The 15,404-nt window shown below is 70.7% G+C and carries 12 protein-coding genes; 3 read left to right on the top strand and 9 right to left on the bottom strand.

Features of this window, described 5'->3' with window-relative positions; genetic code table 11:
- Positions 1-8: 8 nt before the first annotated feature.
- The 7 genes from INT49_RS14960 to INT49_RS14930 form a co-directional block, all read right to left on the bottom strand.
- On the bottom strand, positions 9-953 hold the full coding sequence (locus INT49_RS14960) for a hypothetical protein (protein ID WP_193118549.1): 945 nt from the start codon (positions 951-953) through the stop codon (positions 9-11).
- Positions 950-1,975: a hypothetical protein gene (locus tag INT49_RS14955; protein WP_193118548.1), complete on the bottom strand. Its 1,026-nt coding sequence runs from the start codon at positions 1,973-1,975 to the stop codon at positions 950-952. Before INT49_RS14955 ends, INT49_RS14960 begins: the two co-directional genes overlap by 4 nt.
- Before the next feature lie 187 nt (positions 1,976-2,162).
- Positions 2,163-3,812: an alkaline phosphatase D family protein gene (locus tag INT49_RS14950; protein WP_193118547.1), complete on the bottom strand. Its 1,650-nt coding sequence runs from the start codon at positions 3,810-3,812 to the stop codon at positions 2,163-2,165.
- 289 nt (positions 3,813-4,101) lie between these two features.
- On the bottom strand, positions 4,102-5,751 hold the full coding sequence (locus INT49_RS14945) for an alkaline phosphatase D family protein (protein WP_193118546.1): 1,650 nt from the start codon (positions 5,749-5,751) through the stop codon (positions 4,102-4,104).
- A 174-nt stretch (positions 5,752-5,925) separates the two neighbouring features.
- Complete coding sequence (locus INT49_RS14940) at positions 5,926-7,017, bottom strand: exodeoxyribonuclease III (RefSeq protein WP_193118545.1); 1,092 nt, start codon at positions 7,015-7,017, stop codon at positions 5,926-5,928.
- Between the two features lie 37 nt (positions 7,018-7,054).
- Positions 7,055-8,122 (bottom strand): LLM class flavin-dependent oxidoreductase, encoded by a 1,068-nt coding sequence (locus tag INT49_RS14935; RefSeq protein ID WP_193118544.1) that lies wholly within the window; start codon positions 8,120-8,122, stop codon positions 7,055-7,057.
- Between the two features lie 110 nt (positions 8,123-8,232).
- On the bottom strand, positions 8,233-8,724 hold the full coding sequence (locus INT49_RS14930; protein ID WP_193118543.1) for a VOC family protein: 492 nt from the start codon (positions 8,722-8,724) through the stop codon (positions 8,233-8,235).
- A gap of 377 nt (positions 8,725-9,101) precedes the next feature.
- Between INT49_RS14930 and INT49_RS14925 the strand changes: the two genes are divergently transcribed.
- Positions 9,102-10,823, top strand: coding sequence for a BCCT family transporter (locus tag INT49_RS14925; RefSeq protein ID WP_193118542.1), 1,722 nt, complete (start codon positions 9,102-9,104; stop codon positions 10,821-10,823).
- A 349-nt stretch (positions 10,824-11,172) separates the two neighbouring features.
- Here the strand turns inward: INT49_RS14925 and INT49_RS14920 are convergent, their stop codons facing one another.
- Together INT49_RS14920 and INT49_RS14915 are read right to left on the bottom strand one after the other, a co-directional pair.
- On the bottom strand, positions 11,173-11,694 hold the full coding sequence (locus INT49_RS14920) for a ferritin (protein ID WP_193118541.1): 522 nt from the start codon (positions 11,692-11,694) through the stop codon (positions 11,173-11,175).
- A gap of 95 nt (positions 11,695-11,789) precedes the next feature.
- Positions 11,790-12,863, bottom strand: coding sequence for a LacI family DNA-binding transcriptional regulator (locus INT49_RS14915; protein ID WP_193118540.1), 1,074 nt, complete (start codon positions 12,861-12,863; stop codon positions 11,790-11,792).
- A 501-nt stretch (positions 12,864-13,364) separates the two neighbouring features.
- On the opposite strand from INT49_RS14915, the gene INT49_RS14910 reads away from it, so the two are divergent.
- Complete coding sequence (locus INT49_RS14910) at positions 13,365-14,408, top strand: carbohydrate ABC transporter permease (RefSeq protein ID WP_193118539.1); 1,044 nt, start codon at positions 13,365-13,367, stop codon at positions 14,406-14,408.
- Complete coding sequence (locus tag INT49_RS14905) at positions 14,405-15,340, top strand: carbohydrate ABC transporter permease (protein WP_193118538.1); 936 nt, start codon at positions 14,405-14,407, stop codon at positions 15,338-15,340. Before INT49_RS14910 ends, INT49_RS14905 begins: the two co-directional genes overlap by 4 nt.
- Positions 15,341-15,404 lie beyond the last annotated feature (64 nt).

Genomic DNA, 15,404 nt, shown 5'->3' with positions numbered 1-15,404 from the left:
AGGTGCCGTCAGGCGAGGGCGGCGGCGACCACGGAGTCCGCGCGGTGCAGCGTCACCGCGAGCTCGCCCCGGGTGACGCTCTCCTCACCGGTCCAGCCGGAAACGGTGAGGGTGCCCGTGAGCATGCCGGCCGCCTCGAGCCAGGAGGCGTCGGCGAGCGCGGACCAGGGCGCGACGTCCTCTGCCGCTGCGGCGCCCGCTGGCGACGGCTCGTCGCCCGACGTGCCTGCGGCGGGCGACTCCTCGCCCGACGAGTCATCGGCAGACGGCCCGCCGGTCGACGGATCCCAGGTGACACCGACCCCGGCCAGCGCCGGGCGCAGGAGGGCTGTGAGCAGGCCGGCCGCGCAGTCCTGGGTGGCGGGATCGTCCGGATGCACCTTCAGGGAGGCGTCGCCCCACAGGGCGCCGCGGCCGTGCAGCCACAGCAGGGCGGCGGCGCGAGCGGGCTCCTCGCCGAGGTCGACGATCAGTACGGGCGTGCCCTCGAGGGGCACGGCCGGGGACCCGGCGAAGCGGTGCAGCGCGAGGGCCAGGTCGCCGCGCGTGACGGCGGCGCCGGGGGAGTAGGAGCTCCCGTCCAGGGCCGGCTGCACGCCGTTCTCGTCGGCCCAGACCATGGCGTCCAGACCCTCCGCACCATCCTTCACATCCGAGAACGGACTGGTGGCCGACGCCGCGGCACCGCCCTGGGCCGCGGCGAGCGGAGCGGGCCCACCGGACCTGGTGAGCAGGGCGCCCACGCCCACCGCGCCGGTCACCGCGGCCGCCGCCGCTCCGGCCAGCAGGAGGGAACGACGCCCGTGCAGTCGCCGGGCAGGGACCGGCGAGGACGGCATCGACAGGCCCGGAGCACTCACCGGAGCGTTCTCCGGCGCGGCGTCCGGGGTCGATGACCTGTCGGGGGCGCCGGGTCGGCCTGCTCGCAGCCGGGGCGCGGCAGGTCGTCTCACAGCCACTGCAGCTCCCTCATCCGGCGCACGATCGCCCAGCTCACGGCGAGGTTTCCCCAGCCGTTGAGATGGATGCCGTCCGAGGCGACGAGCAGCGGTGGCACCACGCCACGGTCCAGGGCATCCTGCGTCGTGCCCTGCGCGAGCAGCTGCAGCGGGGCGAGCGGGGAGCAGTGCAGGCCCTCCTCGCTGGTGAGCAGCTGCTGGAGATCCAGGAAATGGTCGCCGTATCGGCGGGCCTGCTCCGTGTTGACGGCGGCGACGGCGTCTCCGGTCGCGGAGCCGTGCGCATCGTGCTCGGTGCACCAGTGGCCGAGCACCAGCGAGTCCGCCTCCGGAGTCTCCGCCGCGTCCCACAGGCGCTGCACGTCCTGCAGCACCCCGGTGACGTCGAGGATGTTGTTCTTGCCCACCCACAGCACCTGACGGGACGAGGCCGCGATCTCCACGAGGGAGGACGTGAAGACGCCGCCCGCGACCGTCGCGGCGAGATCGTCGGCCGGGACGGCGGCCGGATCGTCGGGCGTGAAGTACCAGGTCCCGCTGCTGCCGTCGAGCATCCCTGCGAGCCCGTCGACCGTGCCGGGGACCTGGATCGGGCCGCTCGGGGCGAGGCCGGAATCCAGCGTGACCTCGACTCGATCGGAGGGGGTCGCGGAGTTCGCCGTCGAGCCTGCCGCTGTGCCCGCGGCCGGCCCACCGACGACCGCCAGGCGCGGGGTGTCCAGGCCGCGCAGGAGCAGGGTGTGGGCGGAGCGGGTGGCGCCCACACCGAACGCGTGCACCGGGGCGGGGGAGGCCGAGAGGGTGAGGTGCTCGTGGATCCGCACGGGCAGCGGAGTCGCCTCCGCGCCGCCCTCGGAGCTCATCGAGGAGGAGCCCCAGAGCGTCATCGGGCGAGAGCCGGATTCGAGGTCCAGCAGGCGTCGGGAGGCCTCGGTGCCGGTGGCCGAGGAGGGCGGGGCCGCCAGGAGGGGTGCGGCAGGCGCGGCCGGTGCGGCGGCGAGCTGCGGCGAGGGCATCGATCCTCCGTGAGCGGTGCGGGACGGGTGCCCCGACGGGCACGCGCGAGTCCTCACCTTACGGGAGGGAGCGTCGTGGGAACAGGCCGTGGGCTGTGATCCCCGCCGGTCGTCACACGGAGGACCGACGGACCGACCCGCGAGCCCGATGTCCTCGATTCTGCAGGTCAGAGTCGTTCGGGTGGTCTCACGCCTCGTGGAGCGACGGCTCCCCGGCCGGCACCACGTAGGTGCGGTCGATGCTCGCCTCGGCGTCCGGGACCGTGACGGCGGGAAGGGTCTTGTAGTCCACGCGGAGCTCCTCGGTCGAGTACTCCGAGAGAACGTAGCCGCGGCGCCCACGGATGTAGCGCACGTGCGGGTTCTCGGCGTAGACATCCTCCTCGCCGTTCACGACATCACCGCCGTCGCCGCCCGAGGTGATCGAGGTGGTGACCAGCTCGACGCCGACCGTCGGGGCGGACGGGTCCCAGAAGTCCGTGGTCAGCTCATTGGCGAAGTGCACGTGCACGTCCCCGGTGAGCACCACCGGGTTCGTGACGCCTCGCTGCGCCCAGCTGTCGATGAGGGTGTCGCGATCCGCGCGGTAGCCGTCCCAGCCGTCCGAGGCGAGGGTCGTCGTGGGCCCGGCGGTGATGTCGCGCTTGGCGAAGAAGACGCCCTGGGCGAAGAGCTGCCAGGTCGTCTCGGAGGCGCCCATCCCGTCCAGCAGCCACTGCTCCTGACGGTCGCCGAGCAGGGTGCGCGACGGATCGGTCTGCTCCTCGCAGTCAGCGAACCACCAGGTCTTGCCGCCATCGTGGCAGGCTTGCAGGTCCCGGTACTGGCGGGTGTCGAGCACGTGGAAGGTGGCGAGGTCGCCCCAGCTCAGCCGACGGAAAAGCTGCATCGAGGAGCCCACCGGGGCGCTGCTGCGACGCAGCGGCATGTTCTCGTAGTAGGCCTGCTCCGCGGCGATCCTCCGCGCCACCCACGCATCGGTGGGGACTCCGTCCTTGGGGTACTCACCGGCCCAGTTGTCCTGGATCTCGTGGTCGTCCCAGGTGACGATCCACGGCGCGGTCGCGTGCAGCAGCTGCAGGTCCGGGTCGGTCTTGTACGTCGCATACCGCAGCCGGTAGTCCTCGAGCGTGGTGCACAGCTTGTGCGGGTGGGTGCGGATCTTCCCGGTGCCGGGGCCACCCTCGTAGATGTAGTCGCCGAGGCAGAACACCAGGTCGGGGCGGTCCTCCGCGGCGCGACGGTAGGCGGTGAACCAGCCCCCCTCCCAGTGCGCGCAGGACAGGTGCACCATCCGCAGGTTCCGTGTGCTCCCGCTGGCCGGGGTGGTCAGCGTGCGGCCCACAGGAGAGACGCTCCGACCGGTGCGGAAGCGGTAGTAGAACTCGGAATCGGCGGGGAGGTCCTCGAGCTCCACGTGGACGCTGTGCGCCTCCTCCGGTCGGGCGGTCTCCGTGCCGCGGCGCACGATCGAGCGGAACCTCTCGTCGCTCGCGAGCTCCCACCGCACGTCCATGGCGACATCCAGCATCCCGCCGCGACCGTCGAGCACGTGCGGGTCCACCGCGAGGCGGGTCCACAGCACCACCGAGCTGCTGGTCGGGTCGCCCGACGCGATCCCGAGAGTGAAGGGATCCTGCTGGCGCCAGCCGCCGTCGGCCGAGGCGGGCAGGGTGCCCAGCACGCCGGCGGTGGTGAGCGCGCTCAGCGTCACCCCGGTGAAGATCCGGCGGCTCATCCGCCGTTGCCGAGCCAGGTTCGCGCGGTGATCGGGGGCGATGAAACGGGTGGGTTCCGAGGGTGTCGAGCCGAGTGCACTGCCGGAAATATTGTTCACGGAGTTCCCAATCTGAGGTAAGGATTTCCATAGGTACCATCCGGGCGGCCGTCTCGCTCGAGGTTCGCGGAAGTCCGCTGAGAACGTCATCGACCGGCCATCGTTCCGGCGGCGGCGGTTCATCGGGTCGACACGGGCGGCCCGTCTGTCGGCTGCGGGGGCACCCCGCGCGGAGCGATCACCCACGGCCTCGTCTCCGCGGTCCTGCTGACGGGAGGCCTGCTCAGGGACCTCACCGTTCAGCAGGTGCCCCGCTCCTCCCGGCCGAGGTGGTGGGCGAGCCTGCTCGTCACGCCTCGTGCAGCGCGGGCTCCCCGGCGGGCACCACGAACGACCTGTCGATCGATACCGGGGCATCGGGGGTGGTGACCGCCGAGACGGTCTTGAAATCCACCCGCAGCTCCTCGGCCGAGTACTCCGAGAACACGTACCCGCGGCGGCCGCGGATGTACTTGATGTGCGGGTTCTCGGCGTAGATCGTCTCCTCGTTGCTGACCGTGTCGCTGCCGTCGCCGCCGGAGGTGATCGAGGTCGCCACGAGCTCCACGCCACGGGTCGCCGAGCCCGGGTCGTCGAAATCGGCCTTCAGCTCGTTGGCGTAGTGCACGTGCACATCGCCGGTGAGCACCACGGGATTCACGACGCCCCGTTCCGCCCAGCTGTCCACCAGGGTGTCGCGGTCAGCGCGGTACCCGTCCCACCCGTCCGAGCTGGCGGTCGCCCCCGGCCCCACGAGCCCATCGCGCTTGGCGAAGAAGACGCTCTGCGCGAAGAGCTGCCAGGTCGACGTCGACTCGCCCATCCCGTCCAGCAGCCACTGCTCCTGACGGTCGCCGAGCAGGGTGCGCGACGGATCGGTCTGCTCCTCGCAGTCCTCGAACCACCAGGTCTTGCCGCCGTCGTGGCAGGCCTGCAGGTCTCGGTACTGGCGGGTGTCGAGCACATGGAAGGTGGCGAGGTCGCCCCAGCTCAGCCGACGGAAGAGCTGGATCGACGAGCCCGTCGGGGCGCTCGAGCGTCGCAGCGGCATGTTCTCGTAGTAGGCCTGCTCCGCGGCGATCTTGCGGGCCACCCACGCGTCGGTCGGCACGCCGTCCGTGGGGTACTCACCGGCCCAGTTGTTCTGGATCTCGTGGTCGTCCCAGGTGACGATCCACGGCGCGGTCGCGTGCAGCAGCTGCAGGTCGGGGTCGGTCTTGTAGGTCGCATACCGCAGGCGGTAGTCCTCGAGCGTGGTGCACAGCTTGCCCGGGTGGGTACGGGTCTTCCCGGTGGCGGGCCGGCCCTCGTAGATGTAGTCCCCGAGCCCGAACACCAGGTCGGGGTGGTCCTCGGCGGCGCGCCGGTAGGCGGTGAACCATCCGCCCTCCCAGTGGGAGCAGGACAGGTGCACCATCCGCAGGTTCCGGGTGCTGCCGCTGGCCGGGGTGGTCAGCGTGCGGCCGACGGGGGAGACGTGCCGCCCGGTGCGGAAGCGGTAGTAGAACTCGGAATCGGCGGGCAGGTCCTCGAGCTCCACGTGGACGCTGTGCGCCTCCTCGGGACGGGCGGTCTCGGTGCCGCGGCGCACGATCGAGCGGAAGCGTTCGTCGCTCGCGAGCTCCCAGCGCACCTCGACGGGGACGTTCGGCATGCCGCCGCGACCGTCGATCACGTGCGGGTCGATGGCGAGCCGGGTCCACAGCACCACCGAGCTGCTGGTGGGGTCCCCGGAGGCGATCCCCAGGGTGAAGGGCTCCTTCTCGCGCCAGTTCCCCTCGGCGCTGGCCGTCTGGATGCCGAGCACCCCGGCCGTGGCGAGCGTGGTCAGGGAGGCGCCGGTGAAGATCCGGCGGCTCATCCGGCGCTGCCGGGCGAGGTTCGCCCGACGGTCCGGCGCGATGAATCGGGTGGACTGCTGGGGCTCCTGGCCGAGGAGGCTTCCGGAGAGATCGCTCATGGGAATCCTGTTCTGGGGGACACGGGATTCTCATCCTCGCCACGGCCGTTGCGCCGCGCGAGGCGTTCTGGGCGGGGCTGACCGGATCGTCATCGACTGGCCATCCCCGCAGCCGAGACCGTTCACGATCCCGCCATGGTCCGCCCGTCTGTGCGGGGGTGGAGGGCGAGCATGTCAGCGCAGGTCGTAGTCGACGATCACCGGTGAGTGATCCGAGAGCCGCACGCCGCGGAACTCCCGGTCGACCTCGGCGCGGACGGCGCTGCGGGCCAGACGCGGCGTGGCCAGGTGATAGTCCAGGCGCCATCCCGCATCCTTCGCGAAGGACTGCCCCAGCCACGACCACCATGAGTACGGACCGTCCTCATCCGGATGCAGGCTCCGCACGACGTCGACCAGCGTGCGCGGGGAGAGCTGCTGCCCGAACCACTCCCGCTCCTCCGGGAGGAAGCCGTCGTTCTGCTGATTCCGTCTCCACGCGGCGAGGTCCTGCCGGGTGTGCGCGATGTTGAGGTCGCCCATGAGGAGGAACTCGCGGCCCGCGGCGGCGGCCGCCCGTCGGGTGCTGGTCAGATACCGCGAGAACGCCGCCATGAAGCCCATCTTCCGGGCGTAGCGGGCCCCACCGTCGGGTGCCTCGCGCATCCGTTCGGGGCGCTGCAGCTCGACGGGAAGGCCGCCCTTGGGCAGGTAGAGGCAGGCGATCGTGACCGGTGCGTCGGCGAGGTCGACCTCCAGGTAGCGGCCGTGGGTGGCGAAGGGGCCGAGCCCGCGCGAGAGCGGGACGTGGTCGGGGGACGGGATGAGCTCGAGGGTGCTGGTGCCGCCGGCGGGCCGATCGTGATGGGAGCTGGCGATATCGCCAGCTCCAGTCATCATCGGCCAGCCCGTGTCACGCGCGCCCGGTGACCCCGTGGCGCTGCCCGCATCCGGCGTTCCCGTGGTGCTGCCTGCGTCCGGCGTTCCCGTGGTGCCGCTCGCGCCGGGGGTTCCCGTCGGCCCACCCATGAGGGCGGTCCCGCTCCAGGTCCGCACCGCCGCGGGGGCCTGCTGGGTGAGCACCGCGACGCCGTTGCGCCCGGGCAGGGTCCCTGTGTCGAGGGCGACGTGGAAGTCCCCGAACGCGCGCTCGGGGATCCTGTCCGCCTGCGCCCGCACCTCCTGGAGCGCGATCACGTCGCAGCCCCGCGTGGCCAGCCAATCGTCGAACCCCCGACGATGCGTGGCGCGGATCCCGTTGATGTTGGCCGTGGCGATGCGCAGCATGCGTCGAGGGTACGTGCTGGTCAGCCAGCCGTGCCGGTCAGGCGATCGGGTCGCCCTGGACCGGGCCCTCGGTGTTCGGCACCCAGCCCAGGGCCGGCGCCACATGCTGCGCGAAGGACTCCAGGATGTGCAGGTTCAGCTCCACGCCGGCCTGCGAGGGGATCGTGAGCATGAGGGTGTCGGCGGACTGCACGGCGGCGTCGGCCTTCAGCTGCTCGATGAGCTGGTCCGGCTCGCCCGTGTAGGAGCGGCCGAACGTCGAGCGGGTGTTGTCGATGATGCCGATCTGGTCGGTGTCCTCGCCCGGGCGCATGCCGAACATCAGGCGATCCTGCTCGGTGACGATCGGGAAGACGCTGCGGGAGACGGACACCCGCGGGGTGTGCTCGTGCCCGGCCTCGCGGAACGCCTCGCGGAAGACGTCGATCTGCTCGGCCTGGAGGTCGCCGAAGGAGGCGCCGGTGGCCTCGGTGAGCAGGGTCGAGCTCATGAGGTTCAGTCCCTGGGTGCCGGTGCGCTCGGCGGTCTCGCGGGATCCGGCGCCCCACCAGATGTGCTGGAGGAGGTCCTCGGACTGCGGCTCGATGCGCAGCGGGGCGTGGGGTGCGGCGTCGGACATATAGGGCTGCGCGGCCGCACGGGCCATCGGCTGCCCCTGGATGGCCTGCAGGAACGCCTCGAACTTCGACTGGGCGATGTCGGCCCCGCGCGGGTCCGTGGAGCCGGTGTACCCGAAGGATTCCCAGCCGCGATCCGCCGCCTCGGGGGCGCCGCGGGAGATGCCGAGCGCCACGCGGCCGTCGGCGATCAGGTCCAGGGCGGCGGCCTCCTCGGCGAGGTAGAGCGGGTTCTCGTAGCGCATGTCGATCACGCCGGTACCGACCTCGATGCGCTGCGTGCGCGCGGCGACCGCGGCGAGCAGGGGCATCGGAGAGGTGGACTGCTTGGCGTAGTGGTGGACGCGGAAGTAGGCGCCGTTGACGCCGAGCTCGTCCGCGCCGACGGAGATGTCGATCGCGTCGTGCAGCATCTGGCGGGCGCTGAGGCCACCCTGCGCCGGGCTGCCGCCGTAGTGGCCGAAACTGAGGAATCCGAAGGCTCGCATGGGGCCACCCTATCCAGTGGTTCAGTTTTCAACAAGAGTGGGATGGGTCCCGGTCGCCATCGGCTCGTCCACGACTGCCGGCCATGGGCTCGGCGTCGACCCCCGGCCGGTCAGGCTTTCTCGGCTTTCTCGGCGCTCTCGGCGCTCTCGGCGCTCTCGGCGCTCTCGGCGTTCCCAGCCACGACCAGCGCGAACATCACGCCGTAGCGGTCGACCACCTGGCCGTAGTGATCGCCCCAGGGGGCGAGGGCGAAGGGCATCGCGACCCGGCCGCCCGCCGCGGTGACGGTGTCGATGAGCGTGTGCGCCTGATCGACCGCGTCGAGGCCGACGAGGAAGGAGTACACCTCCGACTCCAGCGGTGGCAGCTCCTGGCCCGGCTCGCCGATGCCATCCCCGCCCGCGACGGTCAGGAGTCCGCCGGTGAGGGTGCCGTGCGCGACCGTGCCGGGCGGGGGCGTGAAGGGGAAGCCGGAGAGGTCCGGGAGGTCGTCGTAGAGGGTGATGTCGAGCGTGCCGCCGAACAGTTCCTGCCAGTGGGCGAGGACCTCTGCGGCGTTGTTCGGGAAGCTGATGTACGGCGAGTTCTGCGGTGCGGGCATGACGTCCTCCCAGGTCGAGATCGGGCGGCGTCCTTGCCGTCCACGTCAGCGCAGTCTGGCACGTCCCGCTCGGATCCGACGGCGCACACCCGGTCAGGATCGTCGACGACGAGCCGCTCGCCGACCATGCGGCGGGCGCGCTCCACCGTGGCTCTGTCGGGGCGGTCCTCTGCCTGTGGACGAGACCTGCGCCCCAACTTTCCGCGAGAGCCCTGGTGCGAGGTCTTCGTCCCCGTAGGGTGGGGCGCTTCGCAACCGGACCCCTGCGGCGCTCCCGTCAGCCCATGGGCCGTTGCGGACCTCCTCCTCTGTCGTCGCCTGCCCCTCTGCCCTCCAGCAGTCCCGGCACGGCAGCGCCCTCATGAACGGACCGCGCCATGTCGCTGGACCCCTCTGCCGACCCACGTCCCTCGGAGCCTCCTCCCGGGGAACCGCTTCCTGCCGACCCGCTCCCTGCTGGTGCCGACGATGGCCCCGGCCCACGCCGCAGCCCACGCGACGACGCTCCACGCCGCGCCCGGCGCGATGCGGATCGCTTCCCGCGCGACCCGCAGGTCCCCGGCAGCACCGGCGGCGCCGTGGTGTGGGTGGCCGTGGCGCTCATCGTCGCCCTCCTCGTCGCCGCTGGCTTCTGGCCCGCGCAGATGAGCTCCGCCGCCGAGAGCGCGATGCAGTGGGTGACCACCACCGGCGGATGGTCGCTGCTGCTGATCCCGCTGTGCCTGATCGGGCTGCTGCTCGTGCTCGCCGTGACCCGCTTCGGCGACATCCGCCTGGGCCCGGACGACTCCCGCCCCGAGTACCCCACCTTCGCGTGGATCGCGATGCTGCTGGGTGCCGTGATGGGTATCGGGATGGTCACCTACGGCGTCGCCGAACCGGTCTCCCACCTGGTCACCCCTCCACACGGCCTCGCCGAGCCCGGCAGCCGGGAGGCCGTGGTCGATGCCCTGCGCTTCACGTTCCTGGACTGGGGGCTGCACGCCTGGGCGGTGTTCGCCACCTTCGGCCTGGCGATCGGGTACTCCACCCACCGCCTGGGGAACAAGGGACTGGTCTCGCCGATCCTGCGCCCGCTGATCGGCCGTCACGCCGACGGCCCGGTCGGAAAGGCGATCGACGTGCTGGTCATCCTGTCCACCCTGTTCGGCACCACGACCTCGCTGGGGCTCGGAGCCGCCCAGATCAGCCAGGGCATGAGCCGCCTGACCGGCCTCGACCTCACCACCACCGGCGTGCAGCTCGTGATCATCGCGCTGGTCACCGTGCTGTTCACGGCGTCGGCGATGAGCGGCATCGGGCGAGGGATCCGCTACCTGAGCCAGACCACGATGGTGGTGGCTGCAGCCCTGCTGCTGTTCGTCCTCGCCACCGGCCCCACCAGCTGGCTGATCAACCTCTTCCTCCGCTCGCTCGGCGGCTATGTCGGAGATTTCGTCGAGATCAGCCTGATGCTGCCCACCGACGGCGCCGACGTGGAATGGATGCAGTTCTGGACCTACTTCATGATGGCCTGGTGGATCTCCTGGGGCGCTTTCGTGGGCATCTTCCTCGCCCGCATCTCCCGCGGTCGCACGATCCGTCAGTTCGTGCTGGTCGTGCTCGGCGTGCCGAGCCTGATCTTCTCCGCCTGGTTCACCGTGTTCGGCGGCTCGGCGATGTTCATGGACCTCGAGCGCGGAACCGGGATCGGCGAGGCCGCGACCGAGAACGTCAACACCGCATTCTTCGCCCTGCTCGATGAGCTGCCGCTGACGGGCCTCACCTCGGTGGTCGCCGTGGCTCTGGTGATCATGTACTTCGTGACCAGCGCGGACTCGAACACCTACGTGCTCGCGGTGATCTCCTCCGACGGCCGTCTGAACCCCAGCCGTCCGCTGATGGGCATGTGGGGCGTGCTCACCGGTGCGACGGCCGCCGTGCTGCTCTACGCCGGCGGCCTGCAGGCGCTGCAGACGGCGGTGATGCTCTCCGCGGCGCCGTTCATCTTCGTGATCCTCGCGCTCGCCGTCTCGCTCGTGATGATGCTGCGCCGCGACCCGATGGTGCGAAACCGCGAACGCCGGACCGACGAGGAGTCCCGCCTCAGCACGAGCTGAGCCGCGGGGCCGACGGGCGACTTCCCACTCCACGGCCGCGCCTCGCCCCGCGTCGCCTCGTGCCGCGTCGCCTCGTGCCGCGGCGTGGATGGGCCCCGCACCTCGCTGGCCACTGTCGAGCCTGCGCCATGTGTCGGTGAGAGGAGCCTCAACGACACGTGGTGCAGGCTCGACGCGCCGGATTCGAGACTTCTGGGACCCGTCCCCTCCGGGGCGAACAGCGAACGGGCCGATCCGCGTCGTCAGCGGATCGGCCCGTTCGGCAGAGGTGAGGAGCTCGCGGCACCCGAGGAGCTCGCGGCACCCGAGGAGCTCGCGGCACCCGAGGAGCTCGTAGCTCCCGAGGGGATCAGCCGGCGTCGGCCTCGGTCGACTCGGTGGGGCGGGCGCCCAGCTCGGAGTCGAGGCGCAGCAGGCCGGAGCCGTCGTCGCCGATCAGCTTCACGCGGCCGATGATCTCGGAGGCGGTGGCCTCCTCCTCGATCTGCTCGTCGACGAACCAGTTCAGCAGCGGGCGGGAGTCGTAGTCGCCTTCCTTGTCGGCGCTGCGGTACAGCTCGCGGATCGCCTCGGATACCTTCTGCTCATGCGCGAGGGCGGCCTCGAAGATCTCGAGCACCGACAGGCCCGGCGTCACGCCCGGGGCCTTGATGGCGCCGATGGCGGCGTGGTTGTCGCGGTCCGAGACGTGCTGGATGAACTTGTTGGCGTGGACGATCTCCTCATCTGCCTGGTGGCGCAGCCACGCGGCGATGCCCGGGAGGTCCTGCTCGTCGGCCTCGATCGCCAGCTGTCGGTAGGTCATCGATGCCTCGAACTCGAGGGTGATCTGTTCCTGGAACTTCTTCTCAAGGTCATTGCTCATCTTCATGGAGCCGACGATAGCCCCCTTGACGTGCGCTGTCAGCCGTGGAGAGCCTTGCCGTGCCTGAGGTCACGTGCGAGGTCGGGGGTGGAGTCCGGAGTTCACGGCCGCATCGTCTCGGGCACGGGACCGAGCGTCCGGCCGGGCAGGAACCTGCCCGCGTGCACGGTGTGACGAGCGGGCGGAGCCTGTTCGGAGTGAAGGGCCGACGGCGTGCCCTCGGGGCCGGGGCCGGGTGAGGCCTGCGCTCGCCTCAGCAGCTCGCCCATCCGGTCCACCGCCTCTCGGGCGACCTCGGCCACCGGCAGCTTCACGGTCGCCAGGCCGATGAGGTCGATGCCGTCGCTGAGCCCGTCGAAGCCCACGGTGCTGAGCTCCTCCGGGATGCGCACCCCGCGCTCGGCGGCCGCGCGCAGCAGGTCGAGAGCTACATAGTCCACCGGGCTCACGATGCAGGTCAGCTGCTCCTCGCGGGCCAGGTCGAGCGCTCTCACCACGCCCTTCTCGACCGGGAGCAGCTCCACCGGCACGGTCTGCACCCCGAGCTCGGCGCACCGCTCCACGAGGCTGCGCACCCGCAGGTCGAACACCCGGGAGTAGAGCAGGGGTGCAGAGAGCACTGCGATCCGGCGGTGGCCCGCCTCCGCGATCCGGTCCGCGATGAGTCGACCGTGCGCCCGCTCGTCGTAGCTGACGGACTCGATCTGCGGGTGTCGGTTGGGGCGGCCGACGATCATCATCGGCGTCGCGCTGACGGTCTCGACAAGGTCCTCGGCGGCGGTCACGCCGGTCCCGACGAACAGGCCGGCCACCCTCTGACCGATCAGACGCTTCAGCCCGTCGACCTCGGCGGTGCCGTAGTCGTGGCGGGAGGCGGTCACCGAGATCAGGGTGCGGCCCGTCGCCTCGACGGCCCGATTCATCTCGGCATGGAGGTGCCCGTAGGCCGGGTTGGTCGCGTCGCGGATCAGCAGTCCGAGCTGGGTGCCATGGCGCTGGGCCAGTCCGCTGGCCACGAGGTTGTGCACGTAGCCGAGGCGCTCGGCCGCCTCATGGACCGCGATCACCGCATCGGGGGAGACGCGCTCGCCGCCGTGGTGGAACACGCGCGACACGGTGGAGCGGGAGACCCCGGCGGTCCGCGCCACGTCCTCCATCGTCGGTGGTCGGGGCATGGTCTGGGGGTCTCCCGGCAGTCGGTGCGGGCTGCGAGGCGGCCGCGGAACGGTGTGCGTGGTCTGCGCAGGGTAGCGCAGCCCACGGCAGCCACCAGGGCGCACGGGTGACCTCCAGGTGAAGCCTCGGTGCGCGTGCGATCTGCGAGCACGGCTCCTCGGCGAACAGTTCCGGACTGCTGGATGAACACTCGGTGGACCGGCACCCCGAGGGCGCGCGCTCTGTATCGAGCGTGCGCCGCCGGTGCCCCGGAACAGCTAGATGACCTGCAGTGATGAAGGTCGTTCATGTGTGGTTCACCGGGTCGACGGGAGCGCTGGCGCGTTGCGTCGAACCCTTCCTACGGTGTGGGACGTCGGCCCTCGGAGCGGCAGCGGACCTGCAGGTGCAGAACCGTGACCAGCTCCCGTCGGGCCTGATCCGCCCGCCGGTCCACGGCCCTCCATCCGGCAGTCCGCCCTGCGGACCGCCCCTCCGACCAGGAAGCTGGGAGCGCTCCCATGACACTCGCAGTCCGACCGCCCCGCGATGCGGACCCCCGGGCCCGATCCCGGGGCGACCAGAACGGCGGACCCGCAGATCCTGCAGATCCCTCGGATCCCTCCGGTCCGACGGACGCCGCCCGGCCGACGTTCGAGCGACGCCCGCCCTCGCCCCAGCGCCGTCGCCGGCGCCGCCGTGACGCGCTCCTGTTCGGCGCGCTGATCGCTCCGAACCTGATCGCGATCATCGTCTTCTCCTACTACCCGGCGATCTACAACATCGGCCTGAGCTTCATGGAGTGGGACTTCGTGGCGCCGAGCCCGGAGTTCGTGGGCCTGGAGAACTACACGGACCTGTTCACCGATCCGAACTTCGGCCAGGTCATGATGAACACGCTGATCTTCACCGGCGTCAGCGTGGTCGGGTCGATCATCGGCGGCCTGCTGCTGGGAAGCCTGCTGGCCACGAAGGTCCCGCTGACCGGTTTCGCCCAGACCATGGCCTTCGCGCCGCACATGCTGCCCGGCGCGGCCGTCGGCATCCTGTGGTTGTTCATGTTCGACCCCAACTACGGGCTCTCCCGCTGGGCGTTCTCCCTGGTCGGTGCCGATTCCCCGGACTGGACCACCACCTCGGACTGGTCGCTGTGGGCGATCACCATCGCGTACACCTGGCAGCGCCTCGGCTTCGTCACCGTCATCTGCTACACCGCGATCCTCGACCTGCCCAAGGACCTCTACGAGGCGGCGGCGCTGGACGGCGCGCACGGCTGGAAGCTGTTCCGCAACCTCACCCTGCCGCTGCTGAGCCCGATCACGTTCTTCCTCTCGATCACGGGCATCATCTCCGCCGCTCAGGCCTTCGACATCATCTCGATCATGACCAGCGGCGGCCCCGGGGTCTCCTCCAGCACGCTGAGCTGGATGGTCTACGAGGAGGCCTTCCAGAAGTTCGACATCGGCTCCGCGTCCGCGGCCGCCACCGTGCTGCTCGCGATCCTGCTGGTCATCACCTACCTGCAGGTCCGCGTCGGCGAGAAGAAGGTGAACTACTCCTCATGAGCGCTCTGACCCTCGAGAACCAGAAGCTCTCCGGCGCCGCAGGCTCGTCCGGTTCGGCCGACGCCGCCGGCGGCGGCCCCCGCGCGAACCGCGGCCGCCGGCGCGGACCGCGCCGCCCCCTGTGGCTCCGAGTCCTGCTGATCCTCGCCGTGCTCGGCACCATCGCGATGTTCCTGGTCCCGCTGTACTGGCTGTTCTCCTCGTCGTTGAAGCCGCACGGCGAGATCTACTCCTGGCCGCTGCAGTGGATCCCCACCTCGCTGACGCTGGAGAACTTCACCGATGCGTGGAACTCGGCGCCCTTCGACCGGTTCTTCGTCAACTCGATCATCACCACCGGGGTGGGCACGTTCCTCGAGCTCTCGCTCGCGATCCTGTGCGCCTACGCCTTCGTGTTCGTCGACTTCCGCTTCAAGAAGATCGCCTTCGCGCTGATCATCGCCTCGATGATGCTGCCGGGTCACGTCACGCTGATCGTCAACTACATCACCGTGGCGAACCTCGGCTGGCTGAACTCCTACGCCGGAATCATCCTGCCCGGCATCGCCAGCGCCTTCGCGATGTTCCTGCTCTACCAGTTCATGCGAACCATCGACAAGGACATCCTGCAGGCCGCGGAGATCGACGGCGCCGGGCATCTGCGCCGGATGGTCCTGATCGTGGTGCCGCTGTCCAGCCCCATGATCCTCACCGCGACGCTGATCGTGATGGTCGGCAAGTGGAACGAGTACGTGTGGCCGCTGATCGTCACCTCCACCGCGGATATGCGCACGCTGCCCATCGGCCTGCTGTTCCTCCGCAGCCAGGAGGGCTACAGCAACTGGGGCGTGATCATGGCCGGCGCCGTGTTCGTCTCCCTCCCGATGCTCATCCTCTTCTTCCTGGCCCAGAAGCGCATCATCGGCGGCCTCGCCGCAGGAGCCCTGAAGTGATCGCTGGCCACGCCCGGGCCCGACCTCTCCCGCAGCCCCCGACCTCCCGACCCGACCTCCCGAC

This window comes from Brachybacterium tyrofermentans, assembly GCF_014897585.1.
GTDB classification, from domain to species: domain Bacteria; phylum Actinomycetota; class Actinomycetes; order Actinomycetales; family Dermabacteraceae; genus Brachybacterium; species Brachybacterium tyrofermentans.
Note: the sequence above shows the minus strand (reverse complement) of the source record. Positions and strands in the feature narration are given on the sequence as shown.

Excerpts from the sequence above, each read along its gene's own strand:
- INT49_RS14915 (WP_193118540.1), bottom strand. The coding sequence starts at position 12,863 with ATGCCCCGACCACCGACGATGGAGGACGTGGCGCGGACCGCCGGGGTC.
- INT49_RS14920 (WP_193118541.1), bottom strand. The coding sequence starts at position 11,694 with ATGAAGATGAGCAATGACCTTGAGAAGAAGTTCCAGGAACAGATCACC.
- INT49_RS14955 (WP_193118548.1), bottom strand. The coding sequence starts at position 1,975 with ATGCCCTCGCCGCAGCTCGCCGCCGCACCGGCCGCGCCTGCCGCACCC.
- INT49_RS14910 (WP_193118539.1), top strand. The coding sequence starts at position 13,365 with ATGACACTCGCAGTCCGACCGCCCCGCGATGCGGACCCCCGGGCCCGA.
- INT49_RS14935 (WP_193118544.1), bottom strand. The coding sequence starts at position 8,122 with ATGCGAGCCTTCGGATTCCTCAGTTTCGGCCACTACGGCGGCAGCCCG.
- INT49_RS14925 (WP_193118542.1), top strand. The coding sequence starts at position 9,102 with ATGTCGCTGGACCCCTCTGCCGACCCACGTCCCTCGGAGCCTCCTCCC.
- INT49_RS14905 (WP_193118538.1), top strand. The coding sequence starts at position 14,405 with ATGAGCGCTCTGACCCTCGAGAACCAGAAGCTCTCCGGCGCCGCAGGC.
- INT49_RS14940 (WP_193118545.1), bottom strand. The coding sequence starts at position 7,017 with ATGCTGCGCATCGCCACGGCCAACATCAACGGGATCCGCGCCACGCAT.
- INT49_RS14930 (WP_193118543.1), bottom strand. The coding sequence starts at position 8,724 with ATGCCCGCACCGCAGAACTCGCCGTACATCAGCTTCCCGAACAACGCC.
- INT49_RS14945 (WP_193118546.1), bottom strand. The coding sequence starts at position 5,751 with ATGAGCGATCTCTCCGGAAGCCTCCTCGGCCAGGAGCCCCAGCAGTCC.